Source organism: Rathayibacter sp. VKM Ac-2879, from assembly GCF_015351245.1.
Taxonomy (GTDB): domain Bacteria; phylum Actinomycetota; class Actinomycetes; order Actinomycetales; family Microbacteriaceae; genus Rathayibacter.
This window is the reverse complement of the sequence record NZ_JADKSO010000003.1, coordinates 320,830-336,634: the sequence shown is the minus strand read 5'-3', so window position 1 is coordinate 336,634 and position 15,805 is coordinate 320,830. Positions and strand designations below refer to the sequence as shown.

The following is a 15,805-nucleotide window of genomic DNA, read 5'->3' as shown; positions in this document are numbered from 1 at the left end:
CGCGGTGACGACTCCCGGCTCAGGCCGTGACCGGAGCGCGCGCGAGCAGCTCCGCGATGCGCCCAGCGCAGCCGCCGCAGCCCGTGCCCGCGCGAGTGGCGCTGCCAACGCACGCGACCGAGTCCGCGCCCCCGGCGACCGCGGCGGCGATGGTCCCCGCCGAGACACCATTGCACCAGCAGATCGTGGCGTCAGGAGCGAACGGGTCGCCGGTCGGAGCTGCACCCGCGTCGGGCGCGTCGAGGCGCAGCAGGCTCGATCGGTCGGCGGGCAGCTCCGAGCCCCGCTCGAACAGTAGCGTCAGCTCAGCCCCCGCGCGCGGCAGCCCCACCGAGACGAAGCCGCGCAGCACTCCACCGACGGTCACGAGCTTGGCGTAGCCGCCGCGGGCCGGATCCGCCCACACCGTCACCTCCGTGTGCTCCTGCCCGGGCACATGCGCGTCCCACGGCTCGGCGGAGGTGTCGCCGCCCGCCACGAGGTCGACTCCCTCGGCCTTCAGCATCACGACAGCGGGGCGCGCGGCAGCCCCCCGCCCGTCGCCGGCCCTACCCTCCGACTCCGCCCGCAGCCGAGCGGCGACATGGTCGGCTTGCTGCCAGCCCGGCCCGATCAGTCCGCTCGGGCCGCCCGCTACCCTCCCGTCCGGCAGCGCGGAGCCGCGAGGCGCCACGTGCGCGCAGTCGCCGATCGCGAAGACATCGGGATCGCTCCAGCTGCGCAGCTCCTCGTCGACGAGGAGGCCGGTCGAGACGGCGAGACCGGCGCTCGCCGCGAGCTCGATGCGCGCGCCGACACCGCACGAGAGCACGAGCAGGTCGCCCTCGATCTGCTTGCCGTCGGCACAGACCAGCGCCTGGAAGTACGCGCGGCCGAGCTCGTCGTGCGCGAGCAGGACGCTCTCGGAGCGCGCATGCGACACCATCTCGATGCCCGCGGCGCGCGCGGTCGCGGCGAGCATCCTCCCGCCGCCGTGATCGAGAGTGCGAGCCATCGGGATGTCGCCGTGATAGACGACGACGACCTCAGCGCCCTGCTCCGCGGCGGCGAGGGCGAACTCGACCCCGAGCACGCCCGCGCCGAGCACGACGATCCGCGAGCCGGCGGCCACCGCCTCGCGCACCACGCGCGCATCGTCCAGGTCGCGCAACGCGACCACACGCTCAGGCAGGGGCTCGGTGCCGCGGTCAAGGGCCTCGGGGGAGGCGGAGCGGACGCGGCGATCGCGTCGCGCCCGCTCCATCCCGGCGAGCGTCGGAACGTTGGCGCGCGCCCCGGTGGCGAACACCAGGCGGTCGTAGGGGAGGCGCTCGTCGTCGTGCAGCCGCAGCACACGGCGGGCACGGTCGAGGCCGACGGCGGCGCGGCCGAGACGGAAGAGGACCCCCGCCTCCTCGGCAGCGGCGCGGTCGCCGAGCTCGAGGCGCTCCCGGGAGGCGCGGCCGACGGCGTACTCGGCGAGCAGGACGCGATTGTACGCGTCGTCGAGCTCGGCACCGACGACGGTCAGCGCGACGCCACCGGCGCGGACGGCCGGCAGGAGCTCGTCGACGAGGCGGGCGCCGACCGGGCCGTAGCCGATCAGGACCACCCGAAGGGCCGACTCAGTCATCCGCTGCTCCTTCCGCACGGATCCAAACCCGCGTGCGCTTGAACTCGGGCATCGACGACACCGGGTCGACGAGCGACTCGGTCAGCAGATTGGCGCACTGCTCGCCCGCGTAGTGGAACGGGAGGAAGACCGTGTCATGCCGGATGTCCGCCGTCACGCTGGCACGCGCCCGCACGACTCCGCGCCCGTTGCCGATGGCGACTGGGGCGCCGTCGCGCACGCCGAGCCGGGAGGCGGTGGCCGGGTGGATCTCGAGCCGCGCCTCCGGCCGCGCCGCGTCGAGCTCGGCGACCCGGCGGGTCTGGGTGCCCGACTGGTACTGCTGGAGGTAGCGCCCGGTGATGAGGGTCAGCTCCTCCCCGCGATCGCTCGCGTCGACGGGCGTGGGCGAGACGGCGACCATTCGCGCGCGACCGTCGGGGTGCTCGAAGCGCTCGGCGAACAGGCGCGGGGTGCCGCTGCTCCCCACGGGGTACGGCCAGTGCGCCGCGACTCCCGTGTCGAGGAGCGCATGCGAGAGCCCCGAGTAGTCGGCGATGCCTCCCGCCGAGGCGAGGGCGAGCTCGTCGAAGACCTCCGCGGGATCGGTCGGCCAGCGCGAGGGGGCCTCGAGCCGGCGGGCTAGCTCGCTGAGAATCCACAGCTCGCTGCGAACCCCGGCCGGCGGCTCGATCGCTCGCCGGCGCCGGAGCACGCGGCCCTCGAGCGACGTCATCGTCCCCTCCTCCTCCGCCCACTGCGGCACCGGGAGCACGAGGTCGGCGAGGGCCGCCGTCTCGGAGAGGAAGAAGTCGCACACCACCAGCAGGTCGAGCGCCTCGAGACCGGCGCGCACGGCGGCCACGTCGGGCGCCGAGACGACCACGTTCGAGCCGTGCACGAGCAGGCACCGCACCGAGCGACCGAGCTCGCCCAGGAGCGCGACGGCGGGGAGCCCGGGTCCCGGGAGCGAGGCCGGATCCACACCCCAGACACTCGCCACGTGGCGGCGCGCCTCCGGGTCGCGGATCGACCGATAGCCCGGCAGCTGGTCGGCCTTCTGACCGTGCTCGCGGCCGCCCTGGCCGTTGCCCTGCCCGGTGAGGGTGCCGTAGCCCGAGCCGCGTCGCCCGACCAGCCCGAGCACGAGCGCGAGATTGATGGCGGCCGTCGCGGTGTCGGTGCCGTTGACGTGCTGCTCGACGCCACGCCCCGTGAGCACGAACACGCGCCCCTCCGCCAGCCGTCGTGCCGTGTGCCGTAGCAGAGCGGTCGGCACGCCGGTGACGGAAGACGTGCGCTCGGGCCACCACGCGGCGACGCTCCGCCGCACCGTGTCGAAGCCGCTCGTGCGCTCCTCGAGGTAGGCGTGGTCGGCCAGACCCTCGGCCAGAACGAGATGCGTCAGGCCGAGCAGGAGCGCCAGATCGGTGCCGGGGGCGGGTTGCAGGTGCGTGCCCGCGCCGTCCTCGGTGAGGCGGGCGGTCGCGGAGCGGCGGGGGTCGACGACGATCAGGCCTCCGCGGGAGCGCGCCCCGGCCAGGTGCGCGAGGAACGGCGGCATCGTCGCGGCAACGTTCGAGCCGAGCAGGAGGATCGTGTCGGCGTCGTCGAGGTCGGCGACGGGAAAGGGGAGCCCGCGGTCCGCGCCGAAGGCCCTGTTGCCTGCCGCGGCCGCCGACGACATGCAGAATCGACCGTTGTAGTCGATGCGCGAGGTGCCGAGGGCGATCCGGGCGAACTTGCCCAGCTGGTAGGCCTTCTCGTTGGTCAGGCCGCCGCCGCCGAACACCGCGACCGCGTCGGCGCCGTGCTGCTCTCGGGTGGTGCGCACAGCCGCGGCGACCGCGTCGAGCGCCTCCTCCCACGAGATCTCGACGAAGCCGTCGGCGGTGCGCCGCAGCGGAGCCGTCAGGCGCTGCCCGCTCGCGAGCAGCTCGGCCGCGGTCCAGCCCTTCGCGCAGAGCCCGCCCCGGTTGGTGGGGAACTCCCGTCCCGCGATCGACACCGGAGCGCCCGTACTGCCCGCGGCGGAGCGCGTCAGCGACATCGCGCACTGCAGGGCGCAATAGGGGCAGTGGGAGTCGGTCGAGGCGGGCGCCGCGCTCACGATCAGATCCGGGTCCCGGTCTGGGCGGCCAGGCGGAGGTAGACGCCGGCGGTGATCGCGAGCATCACCACATAGGCGCCCACGAACCACCCCAGGGCCGTGGTGTAGTCGCCGAAGGTCGTCTTCGAGAATCCGAGCAGCTGAGGGATCACGAAGCCGCCGTAGGCGCCGATCGCGGAGATGAGGCCGAGAGCGGCGGCGGAGGTGCGCTGCGCTCCGATCCCGTCGTCGCCCTTCTGGCGGGCGCGGAGGGCGAACACGGTCGGGATCATGCGGTAGGTCGCGCCGTTGCCGACGCCGGCGGCCGCGAAGAGCACCAGGAAGCAGAGCAGGAACAGCCAGAAGCTCGCGAGCGGCAGGGTGGCGATGACGCCGAGAATGCCCAGACCCATCGCGACGAACGCCGCGATGGTGACCGGCGCTCCGCCGAAGCGATCGGCCAAGCGCCCGCCGTAGGGCCGCGAGAGCGAGCCGACGAGCGAGCCGAGGAAGGCGAGCGAGAGGGTCGCGGTGCCGACGGTGAAGGCCGAGAACGACGGGAACGTGTCGGCGATGAGCTTCGGGAACACTCCCGCGAAACCGATGAACGAGCCGAAGGTGCCGATGTAGAGCACGGCCAGCAACCACAGGTGCGGCTCGCGCAGGGCGGCAAGTGAGGCGGCGACGTCGGCCTTCGCTGCCGAGAGGTTGTCCATGCGCGCGTAGGCGCCGATCATGGCCACCACGATCAGCGGAACCCAGATGAACCCTGCGAGCGGGAGGTTGAGGGTCGCGGCGGCGCCGACCGTGACCGCGATCGGCACGATCAACTGCGCGACGGAGGCGCCCAGGTTGCCGCCTGCCGCGTTCAGCCCCAGCGCCCAGCCCTTCTGCGCGTGCGGGTAGAAGAAGGTGATGTTGGCCATGGAGCTGGCGAAGTTCCCGCCGCCGAAGCCGGCGAGAGCGGCGATGGCCAGCATCACGCCGAACGGCGTCTCGGGGTTCGAGACGGCCAGGCCCAGGCCGATGCTCGGGATGAGCAGGAGGCCCGCCGAGACGATGGTCCAGTTGCGGCCACCGAAGCGGGGGACCATGAAGGTGTAGGGGATCCGCAGGGTCGCGCCGACGAGGCTCGGCATCGAGATGAGCCAGAAGATCTGGCCGGTGTCGAACGAGAAGCCTGCCGCGGGCAGCGAGACGACCACGACCGACCACAGCTGCCAGACGACGAAGCCGAGGAACTCGGCGACGATCGACCACCGCAGGTTGCGCGAGGCGACCGAGCGCCCCTCCGCCTCCCACTGCGCCGGGTCCTCGGGGTTCCAGCCGTCGATCCAGCGGCCGGGCCGACGGGTGAGACCGACAGCGCTGGGCGCGGTCGGAGGAGCTGTGGTGGGGGGTGCAGCGGTCATCGTGTCCTCCGGGGGAGTGGCGTGGCTCGTCGAGCGGGCGCGGTCGAGGTGGGGAGGTGGAGCGGTGGTGGTGCGGGTGAGAGGCGAGAAAGAGGCGCTCAGGCGCTGCGGCCGAAGAGCTCCGAGACGATGTCGACGAGCTCGTGCGGAGGTGCATCGACGGCGGTGAGCAGCGGAGCGCTGGTGCGGTCGGCCCCGGCGGCGGCGGCCAGGTCGGCGAAGTAGCCGGGCGCGAGCAAGTAGGTGGCGACGATCACGCGGGCATCGGGGTGGGCCGCGCGCTCGGCGGCCACCGCCTCCGCCACCCGCGGCTCGGCCGCCGAGAGGAAGGAGGTGCTCACGTCGCGATCCAGCTCTGCCGCGAGCAGCCGCCCGGTGCTCCAGCAGTCGGCGACGGCTCCGGCGTCGCTCGAGCCGGCCGCGGCGAGCACGATGCGGTCGTCGTCGTCGAGTCCCGCCTCCTCGAGTCGCCGCGCGAGCACACGGGCGAGCCGCGGGTCGGGGCCGAGCGCCCCGGTGACCCGGACGGGCCGGTCGGCCTCGGCCGCCGCCTCCGCCAGGTCGACGTGCACGTGGTAGCCGGCCGAGAGCAGCAGGGGCACGACGACCGCGGGACGCCCGGGCTCGAGGGTGTCGAGAGTGGCGGGCACGTCCGGCTCCTGCACGTCGACGAAGGAGTCGAGCACGTCGAGCGCCGGATTCGCCTGCCGTACGGCCTCGACGAGCGCAGCGACGGCACGTCGGCCGGCGTCGTCCGAGGTGCCGTGGGAGGCGGCGACGAGCGCCGTGCGCTGCGCCACCTCGATCATCCCGTCGCGCTCGCGCACGTTCCACGTCGCCAGGTGCAGCGACTCGGAGGTGTAGCAGCGGCCGGTCTCGAGGTCGAAGACGTCCTTGTGCAGAGGAGAGGCGATCGTGGGCCGCTGCACGCCGTCGACGTCACGCGAGCCGACGATGCCGCGCGAGAGCACGGCCGCGCCCGTCGCCGGGTCGAGGTTCGACACCGCGAACACGCGGCCGTCGGGGAGGAGGAACAGCGCGAGCTGCACGCCTCCGACGAGCGCGGCCTCGCCCCAGAGCGGCTCGAGCTCGACCCGGCCGCAGACGGGCACCCAGGCGGTGGTCGTCGCGGAGGCGGCGTGATCGAGGAGGGTCATCGTCCCGTCTCTTCCCAAGGGGTGGTGTCGCATCCGGTCGGAGGCGGTGAGGCCACGGTAGGGACGCCACGTTTCACGGGAACACGTGCGCCGTGACGTCGGCGTAACGAAGCTCTCACGGAGTCGGGCATCGAGCGTGAGGCGCCCGTCACACGACGTTACGCACGGGCAATGGCGGCGAAACCGCGCCTGCCTACGGTGGCGTACATGACAACCGCAGGAGCGAACCCCGACGCGAGCACCGCGCCTCCCCGCCGCGTGCTCGTGGTCGGAGCGGGGCCCGCCGCCCACCGCCTCGTCGACGCCCTCCTGGCCCGCGCCGACGCTGGAGCGCTCGACATCACGGTCTTCGGCGAGGAGCTGCACCGTCCCTACGACCGCGTCGCGCTCTCGCGCCGCCTCGAGGGTGCTGTCGACCTCACGCTCGGCGACGCCGCGCTCTGGGAGTCGGCGCGCCTGGTCACCTCCTCCCGCGTGACGGCGATCGATCCCGAGCGTTGCCGTGTCGAGCTCGCCGACGGCCGTGTGTTCGACGGCGACGAGATCGTGCTCGCCACCGGCTCCTCCGCGACCGTCCCCTCCATCGAGGGCGCCGAGCACGGGAGGGTCTACCGCACTCTCGACGACGTCGACGGCCTGGTCGCCGAGCTCGCCTCCTTCCGTGCGCGCCGGGGTCGGCCGGCGAACGTGGTCGTCGTCGGCGGCGGTCTGCTGGGGCTCGAGGCCGCGGGAGGTGCGCACCGGCTGGGCGCGCGCACCGCGCTCATCCACTCCGGCCGCTGGCTGATGAATGCGCAGCTCGACGAGGGCGCGGGCCAGGCCCTGGGCCGGATCATCGCCGCGCAGGGCATCGCTCTGCACCTCGGCACCCGGCCGACGGCGGTGCTCACCTCGCCGACCGGCACGGTCCTGGGAGTCACGATGACCGACGGGAGCAGCGTCAGCGCCGATCTCGTCGTCTTCTCGATCGGCATCACGGCCCGCGACGAGCTCGCGCGCGCCGTCGGCATCGAGGTCGCCCCGCGCGGAGGCGTCGTGGTCGACAGCGCCTGCCGCACCAGCCGTGAGCACGTCTGGGCGATCGGCGAGGTCGCCGCGATCGAGGGTCGCACCGTCGGCCTCGTCGCTCCCGCCAACGCGATGGCCGAGGTCGTCGCCGACCGCCTCCTGGGCGGCGATGCGACGTTCCCGGGCGTCGACGACGCCACCAAGCTCAAGCTCTCGGGGGTCGAGGTCGCGAGCTTCGGCGACGCGCTCGGCGCGGGGGAGGGTGCGCTCGAGGTCGTCTACGCCGATCCCGCCCGCGGGCTCTACCAGAAGATCGTCGTCTCGGACGATGCCCGCACCCTCCTCGGCGGCATGTTCGTCGGCGACGCCGGCCCCTACTCCTCCCTGCGCCCGCTGCTCGGTCGCGAGCTGCCCGCGGAGCCCAGCGCCTACTTCGCGGCGGCCGGCGCCGAGGCACCCTCGGGGGAGCTGCCGGACGATGCGCAACTCTGCTCGTGCAACGCCGTCTCGGTCGGTGAGGTGCGCCATGCGATCGGCGAGGGCTGCACCGAGCTCGGGCCCCTGAAGGCCTGCACCCGCGCGGGCACCCAGTGCGGCTCGTGCGTGCCGCTGGTCAAGAAGCTGCTCGACATCGAGCTCACTCGCGCGGGGGTAGAGGTGTCGCGCGCGCTGTGCGAGCACGTCTCGCTCAGCCGCAGCGAGCTGTTCGAGTCGGTGCGCATCCTCGGCCTGCACTCGGCCGAGCACGTCATGGAGCGCTTCGGCTCCGGGCTCGGCTGCGACGTGTGCAAGCCGGTGATCGCCTCCGTGCTCGCCACCCAGACCAACGCCTACATCCTCGACAAGGGGCAGGCTCCGCTGCAGGACACCAACGACCGCGCGCTCGCCAACATGCAGAAGGACGGCACCTACTCGGTCGTCCCGCGCATCCCCGGCGGAGAGATCACCCCCGCGAAGCTCAAGGTCATCGCCGAGGTCGCGGAGCAGTTCGGCCTCTACACGAAGATCACCGGCGGTCAGCGGATCGACATGTTCGGCGCTCGCCTCGAGCAGTTGCCCGAGATCTGGACGTTGCTCGTCGACGCGGGCTTCGAGTCGGGCCAGGCCTACGGCAAGTCGCTGCGCACCGTGAAGTCGTGTGTCGGCTCGACCTGGTGCCGCTACGGCGTGCAGGACGCGGTCGGCATGGCGATCCGCCTGGAGGAGCGCTACCGCGGCCTGCGCTCGCCGCACAAGTTCAAGCTCGGTGTCAGCGGCTGTGCGCGCGAGTGCGCGGAGGCGCGCGGCAAGGACATCGGCGTGATCGCGACCGACACCGGCTGGAACCTCTACGTCGGCGGCAACGGCGGCTATCAGCCCGCGCACGCGCAGCTGCTCGCGCAGGATCTCGACGACGAGACGCTCATCCGCTACATCGACCGCTACGTCATGTACTACGTCCGCACGGCCGAGCGCCTCCAACGCACCGCGCGCTGGCAGGAGGAGCTCCCCGGCGGCCTCGACCACGTGCGCGAGGTGGTCTGCGAGGACTCGCTCGGCATCGGGGCCGAGCTGGAGGCGGCGATGGCGACGCACGTGGGCACCTACGTCGACGAGTGGGCCGCGACGCTGGCCGACCCCGACCGCCTCCGCCGCTTCCGCTCCTTCGTCAACGCTCCCGACGCCGCCGATCCGCGCGTCGTGACCGTCCGTGAACGCGGCCAGTCGCGGCCGGCCGGCCGGTCGGAGCGGCCGGACGGCCCGGTCCTCGTCGCCGGGCCGAGGATCCCCGTGGGGCCCGCCGCGGCTCCCGGACAGGAGGCGTGATGCAGCTCACCGTCGATCTCACCGGCCGCCGTGTGATCGTGGTGGGCGCCGTCGCCGCCACCCGCCGCGTGCTCGCCCGGTACCGCGCCGCCGGCGCCGTGGTGGAGCGCTGGGAGGCGGAGGAGCGCGTGCCGCTGCGCGTCGCCTCCGCCGCGCTGTTGCCCGCGAGCCGTCCCGCCCTGCTGGTGTGGGTGGAGGGTCCCGCCTCCCTCCGCGCCGAGGCATCGGCGGAGGCGGCGCGTCACGGCGTCTGGGTGGTCGAGGAGGCGGCTGCCGCGACCCGCGCCGTCGGCCACGTCAGCATCGTCGGCGGCGGCCCTGGCGACGCGGAGCTGATGACGCTCGCCGCCCGTCGCGCGCTCCACGAGGCCGACGTCGTGCTCTTCGACCGCCTCGGCCCCCACGAGGGGCTCGCCGACTGGGCGCCCGGCGCCGAACTGATCGATGTCGGCAAGACTCCCGGACACCACGCGGTGCCCCAGCACGAGATCGAACGGCTGATGGTCGCGCGCGCCCTCGACGGCCTCGACGTCGTCCGCCTCAAGGGCGGCGACCCCTTCGTCTTCGGCCGCGGTTCCGAGGAGGTGCGCGCGTGCCGCCTCGCCGGCGTCCCGTTCACGATCGTCCCCGGAGTGACCAGCGCCATCTCGGTGCCTGCGGCCGCCGGCATCCCGGTCACGCACCGAGAGGTCAGCCGTGCCTTCACGGTCGTCTCGGGTCATGCGCCCTTCAGCGAGGAGGAGCTGGGGCACCTCGCCGGGCTCGGCGGGACGCTCGTGGTCCTGATGGGCGTGAACACCCTCCCGCACCTGGTCGCGGGACTGCAGCGCGCCGGCATGGCCGCCGACATGCCGCTCGCGATCGTCGAGCGCGGATGGTCGCACGCCCAGCGCACCACCATCTCCTCGGTGGGAGGCGTGATGGGGCTGCTCCCGGCCCTCGCGCCCCGCTCGCCCGCCGTCATCGTGATCGGTGAGGTCGTGCGTCAGACGGCGTGCGATGATGCTTCGGATCCCGAGAGCATCGCCCGCGCGGTCGATGCGCTGACCCCGTGACCGCCGGAGGGGGCCGAGAATGACCGGCACCGACCTCGACGCCTCCCCGGCGTTCCGGCCCGATCAGCTCGACGGCTTCCGCATCGGCGTCACCTCCGATCGCCGCTCCGAGGATCTCATCGCCGCCTTCGAGCGCCGCGGAGCCGACGTCACCCACGCACCCACCATCCGGATGCGCGGCGTCGACACCGAGGGCGTGCTCGAGGACGAGACGCGCGCCATCGTGGCCGCGCGGCCGGACGTTCTGCTCGCCACCACCTCCTACGGGCTGCGGCGATGGCTCGAGGCTGCCGACGCGGCAGGCCTGGGCGACGGGCTCACCGCCGCCCTCTCCTCCTCCCGCATCCTCGTGCGCGGCCCGAAGGCGCGGGGAGCCGTCCGTGCCGCAGGCCTGGACGACCACGGCATGAGCGAGCGCGAGACGACGACCTCCCTGGTCGACCTCGCTCTGCGCGAGGGAGTCGACGGCAGCACGATCGCCGTGCAGCTGCACGGCTTCACCGACCCCGCCCAGCTGCGACGGCTGTCCGACGCCGGCGCCACCGTGCTCACCGTCGCCCCCTACCGGTGGACCCTCCACGAGGACACCGCCCGCGTGCTCCGCCTGATCGAGGCCATATGCGGCGGAGGCATCGACGCGGTCACCTTCACCAGCGCGCCGGCCGTCGAGGCGCTGTTCACCGTCGCGGAGGGCGCCGGTCGTCTCGACGACGTGCAGGCCGCCTTCCGGGAGACGGTCGTCGCGGCAGCCGTCGGCCCGGTCACAGCGGCCCCCCTCGTGGAGGCGCAGATCCTGCCCATCGTGCCCGACCGGTTTCGCATGGGCGCCCTCATCCGCCTCCTCTGCGAGCACCTCGAGCAGTCGGCTCCCCGCATCGAGACGGCCTTCGGCCTGCTCGAGCTGCGCGGCCGGCACGTGGTCCTCGGGAGCGAGCGTATGCCGCTCACACCCGTCGCGCTCGCCCTCTTCCGCACCCTCGTGGCCGCGGAGGGCGCGACAGTCGCGCGTCACGTGCTGGCCGCCTCCGCCCCCGAGGCGCTCGACGACCACGCCGTCGACGTCGCGATCAGCCGGTTGCGCCAGGCGCTGCCGGAGCCGCGGCTCGTCGCGACGGTGATCAAGCGCGGGTACCGGCTGGCGACTCCCCTGTAGGTGCCGCGAACGGAGCCGGGTGTCTCGAGCGCTGGCACACTGAGGGGCATGGGAAGCGTGCCGCGCAGGGTGGTCGTCGCCCCCGACTCGTTCAAGGGCTCGGCTCGCGCGGTCGACGTCGCCGAGGCGCTCGCCGCGGGCTGGCGCGAGGTGCGACCGGACGACGAGCTCGTGCTCGTTCCGATGGCCGATGGAGGGGAGGGGACCGTCGATGCGTTCGCGGTCGCCTTTCCCGGCGCGCGGCGCCACCTCGTCACCGTTCCCGGGCCGGACGATCGGCCGGTCGAGGCCGCGTGGCTGATGCTCCCCGACGCCACCGCGGTGGTCGAGCTCGCCTCGGCCAGCGGGCTCTCGCTGCTCGATCCCCTCCGCCCGCTCACCGCGCACACGCGCGGTTTCGGCCGCGCGATCGCCGATGCCCTCGACGCGGGGGCCCGTGCGCTCCTTCTCGCGATCGGCGGCAGCTCCTCGACCGATGGAGGCGTTGGAGCCCTGCGCGAGCTCGGCGCGCGGTTCGTCACCGTGTCCGGGCGTGAGCTCGGCGACGGAGGCGGCGCACTGCGCGCACTCGCCGCCGTCGATCTGCGCGGCATGCGTCCGCTGCCGCCCGGCGGAGCCCGCATCCTCAGCGATGTCACCTCTCCGCTGCTCGGCGACGTCGGCGCGGCGCGCGTCTTCGGACCGCAGAAGGGAGCGTCGCCCGACGACGTGTTGCGCCTGGAGGACGGGCTGCGCCACCTCGCCGCGCATCTCGACGCCGATCCGGAGGCGGCGGGTGCCGGCGCGGCGGGCGGCACCGGCTTCGGGCTCCTCGCCTGGGGTGCGCGCCTGAGCCTCGGGTCGGCGGCGGTCGCGGAGGCGCTCGGGCTCGCCGCCGCGGTCGCCGGCGCCGATGTGGTCGTGACCGGGGAGGGGCGCTTCGACGAGCAGTCCCAGGCGGGCAAGGTGCCGTCTTCTGTCCTCGCGCTGGCGGAGGCGGCGGGAGCGTGGGCCTACCTCGTCGCGGGCTCTCTCGAGGCGCCCCCGACCGGGTTCGCGGTGTCGGCGTCGCTCGCGGAGGCGGCGGGGTCGGTGGCCGCGGCGATGGCCGAGCCGCTCCCCGCTCTGCGAGCGGTCGGCGCGAGGCTCGCGCTCGCGACGCCCTCCTCCCGTGTCGGTGGTCGGGCGTAGCGTCGCCCCTATGGACCCGCTTCTCGATCGATCCCACATCTGGTGGTCTGTCGCTGCTCCCGCACCCACATGTCGGGCATGGCGACACGCCGGGGCGCGTTGTACCCAGGGATCCGTTCGCCGCTCTCCACAGCGGTGGATAACTCGCCACGACCCGCGTCCTTCCGCGGCTTCGCGGGCCTCGGCCTGTGGATGAACGGGGGAGGAACCGGTGGATAACTACACGGATGTAACTACTACGTCTAGTGGGCTGTCCTCGCCCGCCCCCCTATATGTAGTATTGCTAAGCAGGCCGGAGCGAGAGCCCCGCCCGCCCCCAGAACCTCCCTCCACACCCCCTACGACCGCCACCTCCGCCCTCCCGCTCGCCGGGCCGGCCCTGAGGAGCGGCCCCGGACACCTCCTCGGAAAGGACGACACCCATGGCTGTGACGGTCTACACGAAGCCCTCCTGCGTGCAGTGCACCGCGACCTACCGGGCCCTCGACAGCAAGGGCATCGACTACGAGGTCTTCGACCTCTCCGTCGACGAGAAGGCCCTCGAGGCCGTCAAGGCGCTCGGCTATCTCCAGGCGCCGGTCGTCATCACGGACGACGACCACTGGTCCGGCTTCCGGCCCGACAAGATCGCCACGCTCTAAGGCCTGCGCGGCGTGTCCGCCGGGCGCCCCAGCTCCGCCACGGCGTCCTCCTCCGCCGTGCGGCGCACCGCGCAGACACCTCAGAGGGCAGACGCGGTGCATCGAGAAAGGGAAAGGCGGGGTCGGCGGATGGGTGGGCTCGTGTACTTCTCGAGCACCTCGGGCAACACACACCGGTTCATCGAGAAGCTCGGCCGACCGGCGCAGCGGATCCCGCTCCACACTCGACGCGACGGGGTCGCCCTCGACACGTTCTCCGTGCACGACCCCTACGTGCTCGTGCTGCCCACCTACGGAGGCGGCAACGACGGGGGCGCCGTCCCCAAGCAAGTCATCCGATTCCTCAACGACCCGCGCAACCGCACGCTGATCCGCGGCGTCATCGGCGCAGGCAACACCAACTTCGGCGAGGCCTACTGCCTCGCCGGCGACATCATCGCCCGCAAGTGCGCGGTGCCGCACCTCTATCGATTCGAAGTATTCGGAACCCCCGACGACGTCCGCGCCGTCGATGAAGGATTGGACACGTTTTGGACGCAGCAGTGATCGACGCTCCCCGCGACGCCGCACAGATGGACTACCACTCGCTCAACGCGATGCTGAACCTCTACGGCCCGAACGGAGAGATCCAGTTCGACAAAGACCGCGAGGCCGCTCGCGAGTTCTTCCTGCAGCACGTCAACCAGAACACGGTGTTCTTCCACACGCTCAAGGAGCGCCTCGACTACCTGGTCGAGAAGGAGTACTACGAGAAGGCCGTCCTCGATCAGTACTCGTTCGAGTTCATCCAGAAGCTCAACGACCTCGCCTACTCCAAGAAGTTCCGCTTCGCGACCTTCCTCGGCGCCTTCAAGTACTACACCTCCTACACGCTCAAGACGTTCGACGGAAAGCGCTACCTCGAGCGCTTCGAGGACCGCGTCGTGATGACCGCCCTCGGGCTCGCCCAGGGCGACGAGACGCTCGCGACCGCCCTCGTCGAAGAGATCGTCGCGGGTCGCTTCCAGCCCGCGACCCCCACCTTCCTCAACACCGGCAAGGCCCAGCGCGGCGAGCTCGTCTCGTGCTTCCTGCTGCGCATCGAAGACAACATGGAGTCGATCGCGCGAGGCATCAACTCCGCTCTGCAGCTCTCCAAGCGCGGCGGAGGCGTCGCCCTCTCGCTCTCGAACATCCGCGAGGCCGGCGCCCCGATCAAGCAGATCGAGAACCAGTCCTCGGGCATCATCCCCGTGATGAAGCTCCTCGAGGACAGCTTCAGCTACGCCAACCAGCTCGGCGCGCGCCAGGGCGCGGGAGCCGTGTACCTCTCGGCCCACCACCCCGACATCCTCCGCTTCCTCGACACCAAGCGCGAGAACGCCGACGAGAAGATCCGCATCAAGACGCTCTCCCTCGGAGTCGTCGTGCCCGACATCACGTTCGAGCTCGCGAAGAACAACGAAGACATGTACCTCTTCTCGCCCTACGACGTCGAGCGCGTCTACGGCATCCCCTTCGGCGACATCTCCGTCTCGGAGAAGTACCGCGAGATGGTCGACGACCCGCGCATCAAGAAGACCAAGATCTCGGCGCGCGAGTTCTTCCAGACGATCGCCGAGATCCAGTTCGAGTCGGGCTACCCCTACATCGTGTTCGAGGACACGGTGAACAAGGCGAACCCGATCAAGGGCCGCATCAACATGTCCAACCTGTGCTCCGAGATCCTGCAGGTCAACACCCCGACGACCTACAACGAAGACCTCTCCTACGCCACCATCGGCAAGGACATCTCGTGCAACCTCGGCTCGCTGAACATCGCGCTGACGATGGACTCGCCAGACTTCGGCCGCACCATCGAGACCGCGATCCGCGGCCTCACCTCGGTGTCCGACCAGTCGCACATCACCTCGGTGCGCTCGATCGAGGACGGCAACGACAAGTCGCACGCCATCGGCCTCGGCCAGATGAACCTGCACGGCTACCTTGCGCGTGAGCGGATCCACTACGGGTCCGAGGAGGGCATCGACTTCACGAACATCTACTTCTACTCGGTGCTGTTCCACGCCCTGCGCGCCTCCAACAACCTCTCGATCGAGCGCGGCACCACCTTCGAGGGCTTCGCCGACTCGACGTACGCCTCGGGCGCGTTCTTCGACACCTACACCGAGAAGGAGTGGGTGCCGGCCACGGAGCGCGTCGCCCGCCTCTTCGCGGAGGCCGGCATCGCCGTCCCCACGCAAGACGACTGGCGTGCGCTCAAGGCCTCGATCATGGAGCACGGCATCTACAACCAGAACCTCCAGGCGGTCCCGCCCACAGGCTCGATCTCGTACATCAACAACTCGACGTCCTCGATCCACCCGATCGCGTCGAAGATCGAGATCCGCAAGGAGGGCAAGCTCGGCCGCGTCTACTACCCGGCGCCGTTCATGACGAACGACAACCTGGAGTACTACCAGGACGCCTACGAGATCGGCTACGAGAAGATCATCGACACCTATGCCGCGGCGACGCAGCACGTCGACCAGGGACTCTCGCTCACGCTCTTCTTCAAGGACACCGCGACCACCCGCGATGTCAACCGTGCGCAGATCTACGCGTGGCGCAAGGGCATCAAGACCATCTACTACATCCGCATCCGCCAGCTGGCGCTCGAGGGCACCGAACTCGACCAGTGCGTCTCGTGCATGCTGTAGCCCCCGTCCCCTCCGCATCCCCCCGTCGCAGCAGCGAGAAGGAAT

11 protein-coding genes are annotated in these 15,805 nt (G+C 71.9%); 7 read left to right on the top strand and 4 right to left on the bottom strand.

The features are described 5' to 3' along the window. Positions 1-19 precede the first annotated feature (19 nt). The 4 genes from ITJ45_RS10440 to nirD form a co-directional block, all read right to left on the bottom strand. Positions 20-1,612, bottom strand: coding sequence for an FAD-dependent oxidoreductase (locus ITJ45_RS10440; protein WP_194609647.1), 1,593 nt, complete (start codon positions 1,610-1,612; stop codon positions 20-22). After that, a complete protein-coding gene (locus tag ITJ45_RS10435) occupies positions 1,605-3,701 on the bottom strand; it encodes a molybdopterin oxidoreductase family protein (RefSeq protein ID WP_416365294.1) in 2,097 nt (698 codons plus the stop codon). The genes ITJ45_RS10440 and ITJ45_RS10435 overlap by 8 nt, the downstream gene beginning before the upstream one ends. Positions 3,702-3,703: 2 nt before the next feature. Further along, a complete protein-coding gene (locus ITJ45_RS10430; RefSeq protein WP_194609645.1) occupies positions 3,704-5,092 on the bottom strand; it encodes an MFS transporter in 1,389 nt (462 codons plus the stop codon). 98 nt (positions 5,093-5,190) lie between these two features. Continuing rightward, positions 5,191-6,249 carry a nitrite reductase small subunit NirD gene (nirD, locus tag ITJ45_RS10425; RefSeq protein ID WP_194609644.1) on the bottom strand — a complete coding sequence of 353 codons (1,059 nt, stop codon included), beginning with the start codon at positions 6,247-6,249 and terminating at the stop codon, positions 5,191-5,193. Positions 6,250-6,456: 207 nt separating this feature from the next. Here nirD and nirB point away from each other — a divergent pair, with 207 nt between their 5' ends. From nirB to nrdE, 7 genes are all read left to right on the top strand, one after another. Further along, entirely contained in the window at positions 6,457-9,063 is a 2,607-nt protein-coding gene (gene nirB, locus ITJ45_RS10420; protein WP_194609642.1) for a nitrite reductase large subunit NirB, read from the top strand. Further along, positions 9,063-10,118: a uroporphyrinogen-III C-methyltransferase gene (gene cobA / locus ITJ45_RS10415; RefSeq protein ID WP_194609640.1), complete on the top strand. Its 1,056-nt coding sequence runs from the start codon at positions 9,063-9,065 to the stop codon at positions 10,116-10,118. Before nirB ends, cobA begins: the two co-directional genes overlap by 1 nt. A gap of 19 nt (positions 10,119-10,137) precedes the next feature. Next, complete coding sequence (locus tag ITJ45_RS10410; RefSeq protein ID WP_194609638.1) at positions 10,138-11,271, top strand: uroporphyrinogen-III synthase; 1,134 nt, start codon at positions 10,138-10,140, stop codon at positions 11,269-11,271. 48 nt (positions 11,272-11,319) lie between these two features. Beyond that, positions 11,320-12,441 carry a glycerate kinase gene (locus ITJ45_RS10405; protein WP_194609636.1) on the top strand — a complete coding sequence of 374 codons (1,122 nt, stop codon included), beginning with the start codon at positions 11,320-11,322 and terminating at the stop codon, positions 12,439-12,441. A 422-nt stretch (positions 12,442-12,863) separates the two neighbouring features. Next, positions 12,864-13,082: a glutaredoxin-like protein NrdH gene (gene nrdH, locus ITJ45_RS10400; protein WP_068255139.1), complete on the top strand. Its 219-nt coding sequence runs from the start codon at positions 12,864-12,866 to the stop codon at positions 13,080-13,082. Positions 13,083-13,211: 129 nt separating this feature from the next. Beyond that, positions 13,212-13,628 (top strand): class Ib ribonucleoside-diphosphate reductase assembly flavoprotein NrdI, encoded by a 417-nt coding sequence (gene nrdI, locus ITJ45_RS10395; protein ID WP_194609634.1) that lies wholly within the window; start codon positions 13,212-13,214, stop codon positions 13,626-13,628. A gap of 26 nt (positions 13,629-13,654) precedes the next feature. After that, positions 13,655-15,760, top strand: coding sequence for a class 1b ribonucleoside-diphosphate reductase subunit alpha (nrdE, locus tag ITJ45_RS10390; protein WP_194609824.1), 2,106 nt, complete (start codon positions 13,655-13,657; stop codon positions 15,758-15,760). The last annotated feature ends 45 nt before the right edge of the window (positions 15,761-15,805 follow it).

What these genes read in the sequence shown, in the direction of transcription:
- ITJ45_RS10440 (WP_194609647.1), bottom strand. Translation starts at nt 1,612, where the DNA reads ATGACTGAGTCGGCCCTTCGGGTGGTCCTGATCGGCTACGGCCCGGTC.
- ITJ45_RS10430 (WP_194609645.1), bottom strand. Translation starts at nt 5,092, where the DNA reads ATGACCGCTGCACCCCCCACCACAGCTCCTCCGACCGCGCCCAGCGCT.
- nirD (WP_194609644.1), bottom strand. Translation starts at nt 6,249, where the DNA reads ATGACCCTCCTCGATCACGCCGCCTCCGCGACGACCACCGCCTGGGTG.
- nirB (WP_194609642.1), top strand. Translation starts at nt 6,457, where the DNA reads ATGACAACCGCAGGAGCGAACCCCGACGCGAGCACCGCGCCTCCCCGC.
- cobA (WP_194609640.1), top strand. Translation starts at nt 9,063, where the DNA reads ATGCAGCTCACCGTCGATCTCACCGGCCGCCGTGTGATCGTGGTGGGC.
- ITJ45_RS10410 (WP_194609638.1), top strand. Translation starts at nt 10,138, where the DNA reads ATGACCGGCACCGACCTCGACGCCTCCCCGGCGTTCCGGCCCGATCAG.
- ITJ45_RS10405 (WP_194609636.1), top strand. Translation starts at nt 11,320, where the DNA reads ATGGGAAGCGTGCCGCGCAGGGTGGTCGTCGCCCCCGACTCGTTCAAG.
- nrdH (WP_068255139.1), top strand. Translation starts at nt 12,864, where the DNA reads ATGGCTGTGACGGTCTACACGAAGCCCTCCTGCGTGCAGTGCACCGCG.
- nrdI (WP_194609634.1), top strand. Translation starts at nt 13,212, where the DNA reads ATGGGTGGGCTCGTGTACTTCTCGAGCACCTCGGGCAACACACACCGG.
- nrdE (WP_194609824.1), top strand. Translation starts at nt 13,655, where the DNA reads ATGGACTACCACTCGCTCAACGCGATGCTGAACCTCTACGGCCCGAAC.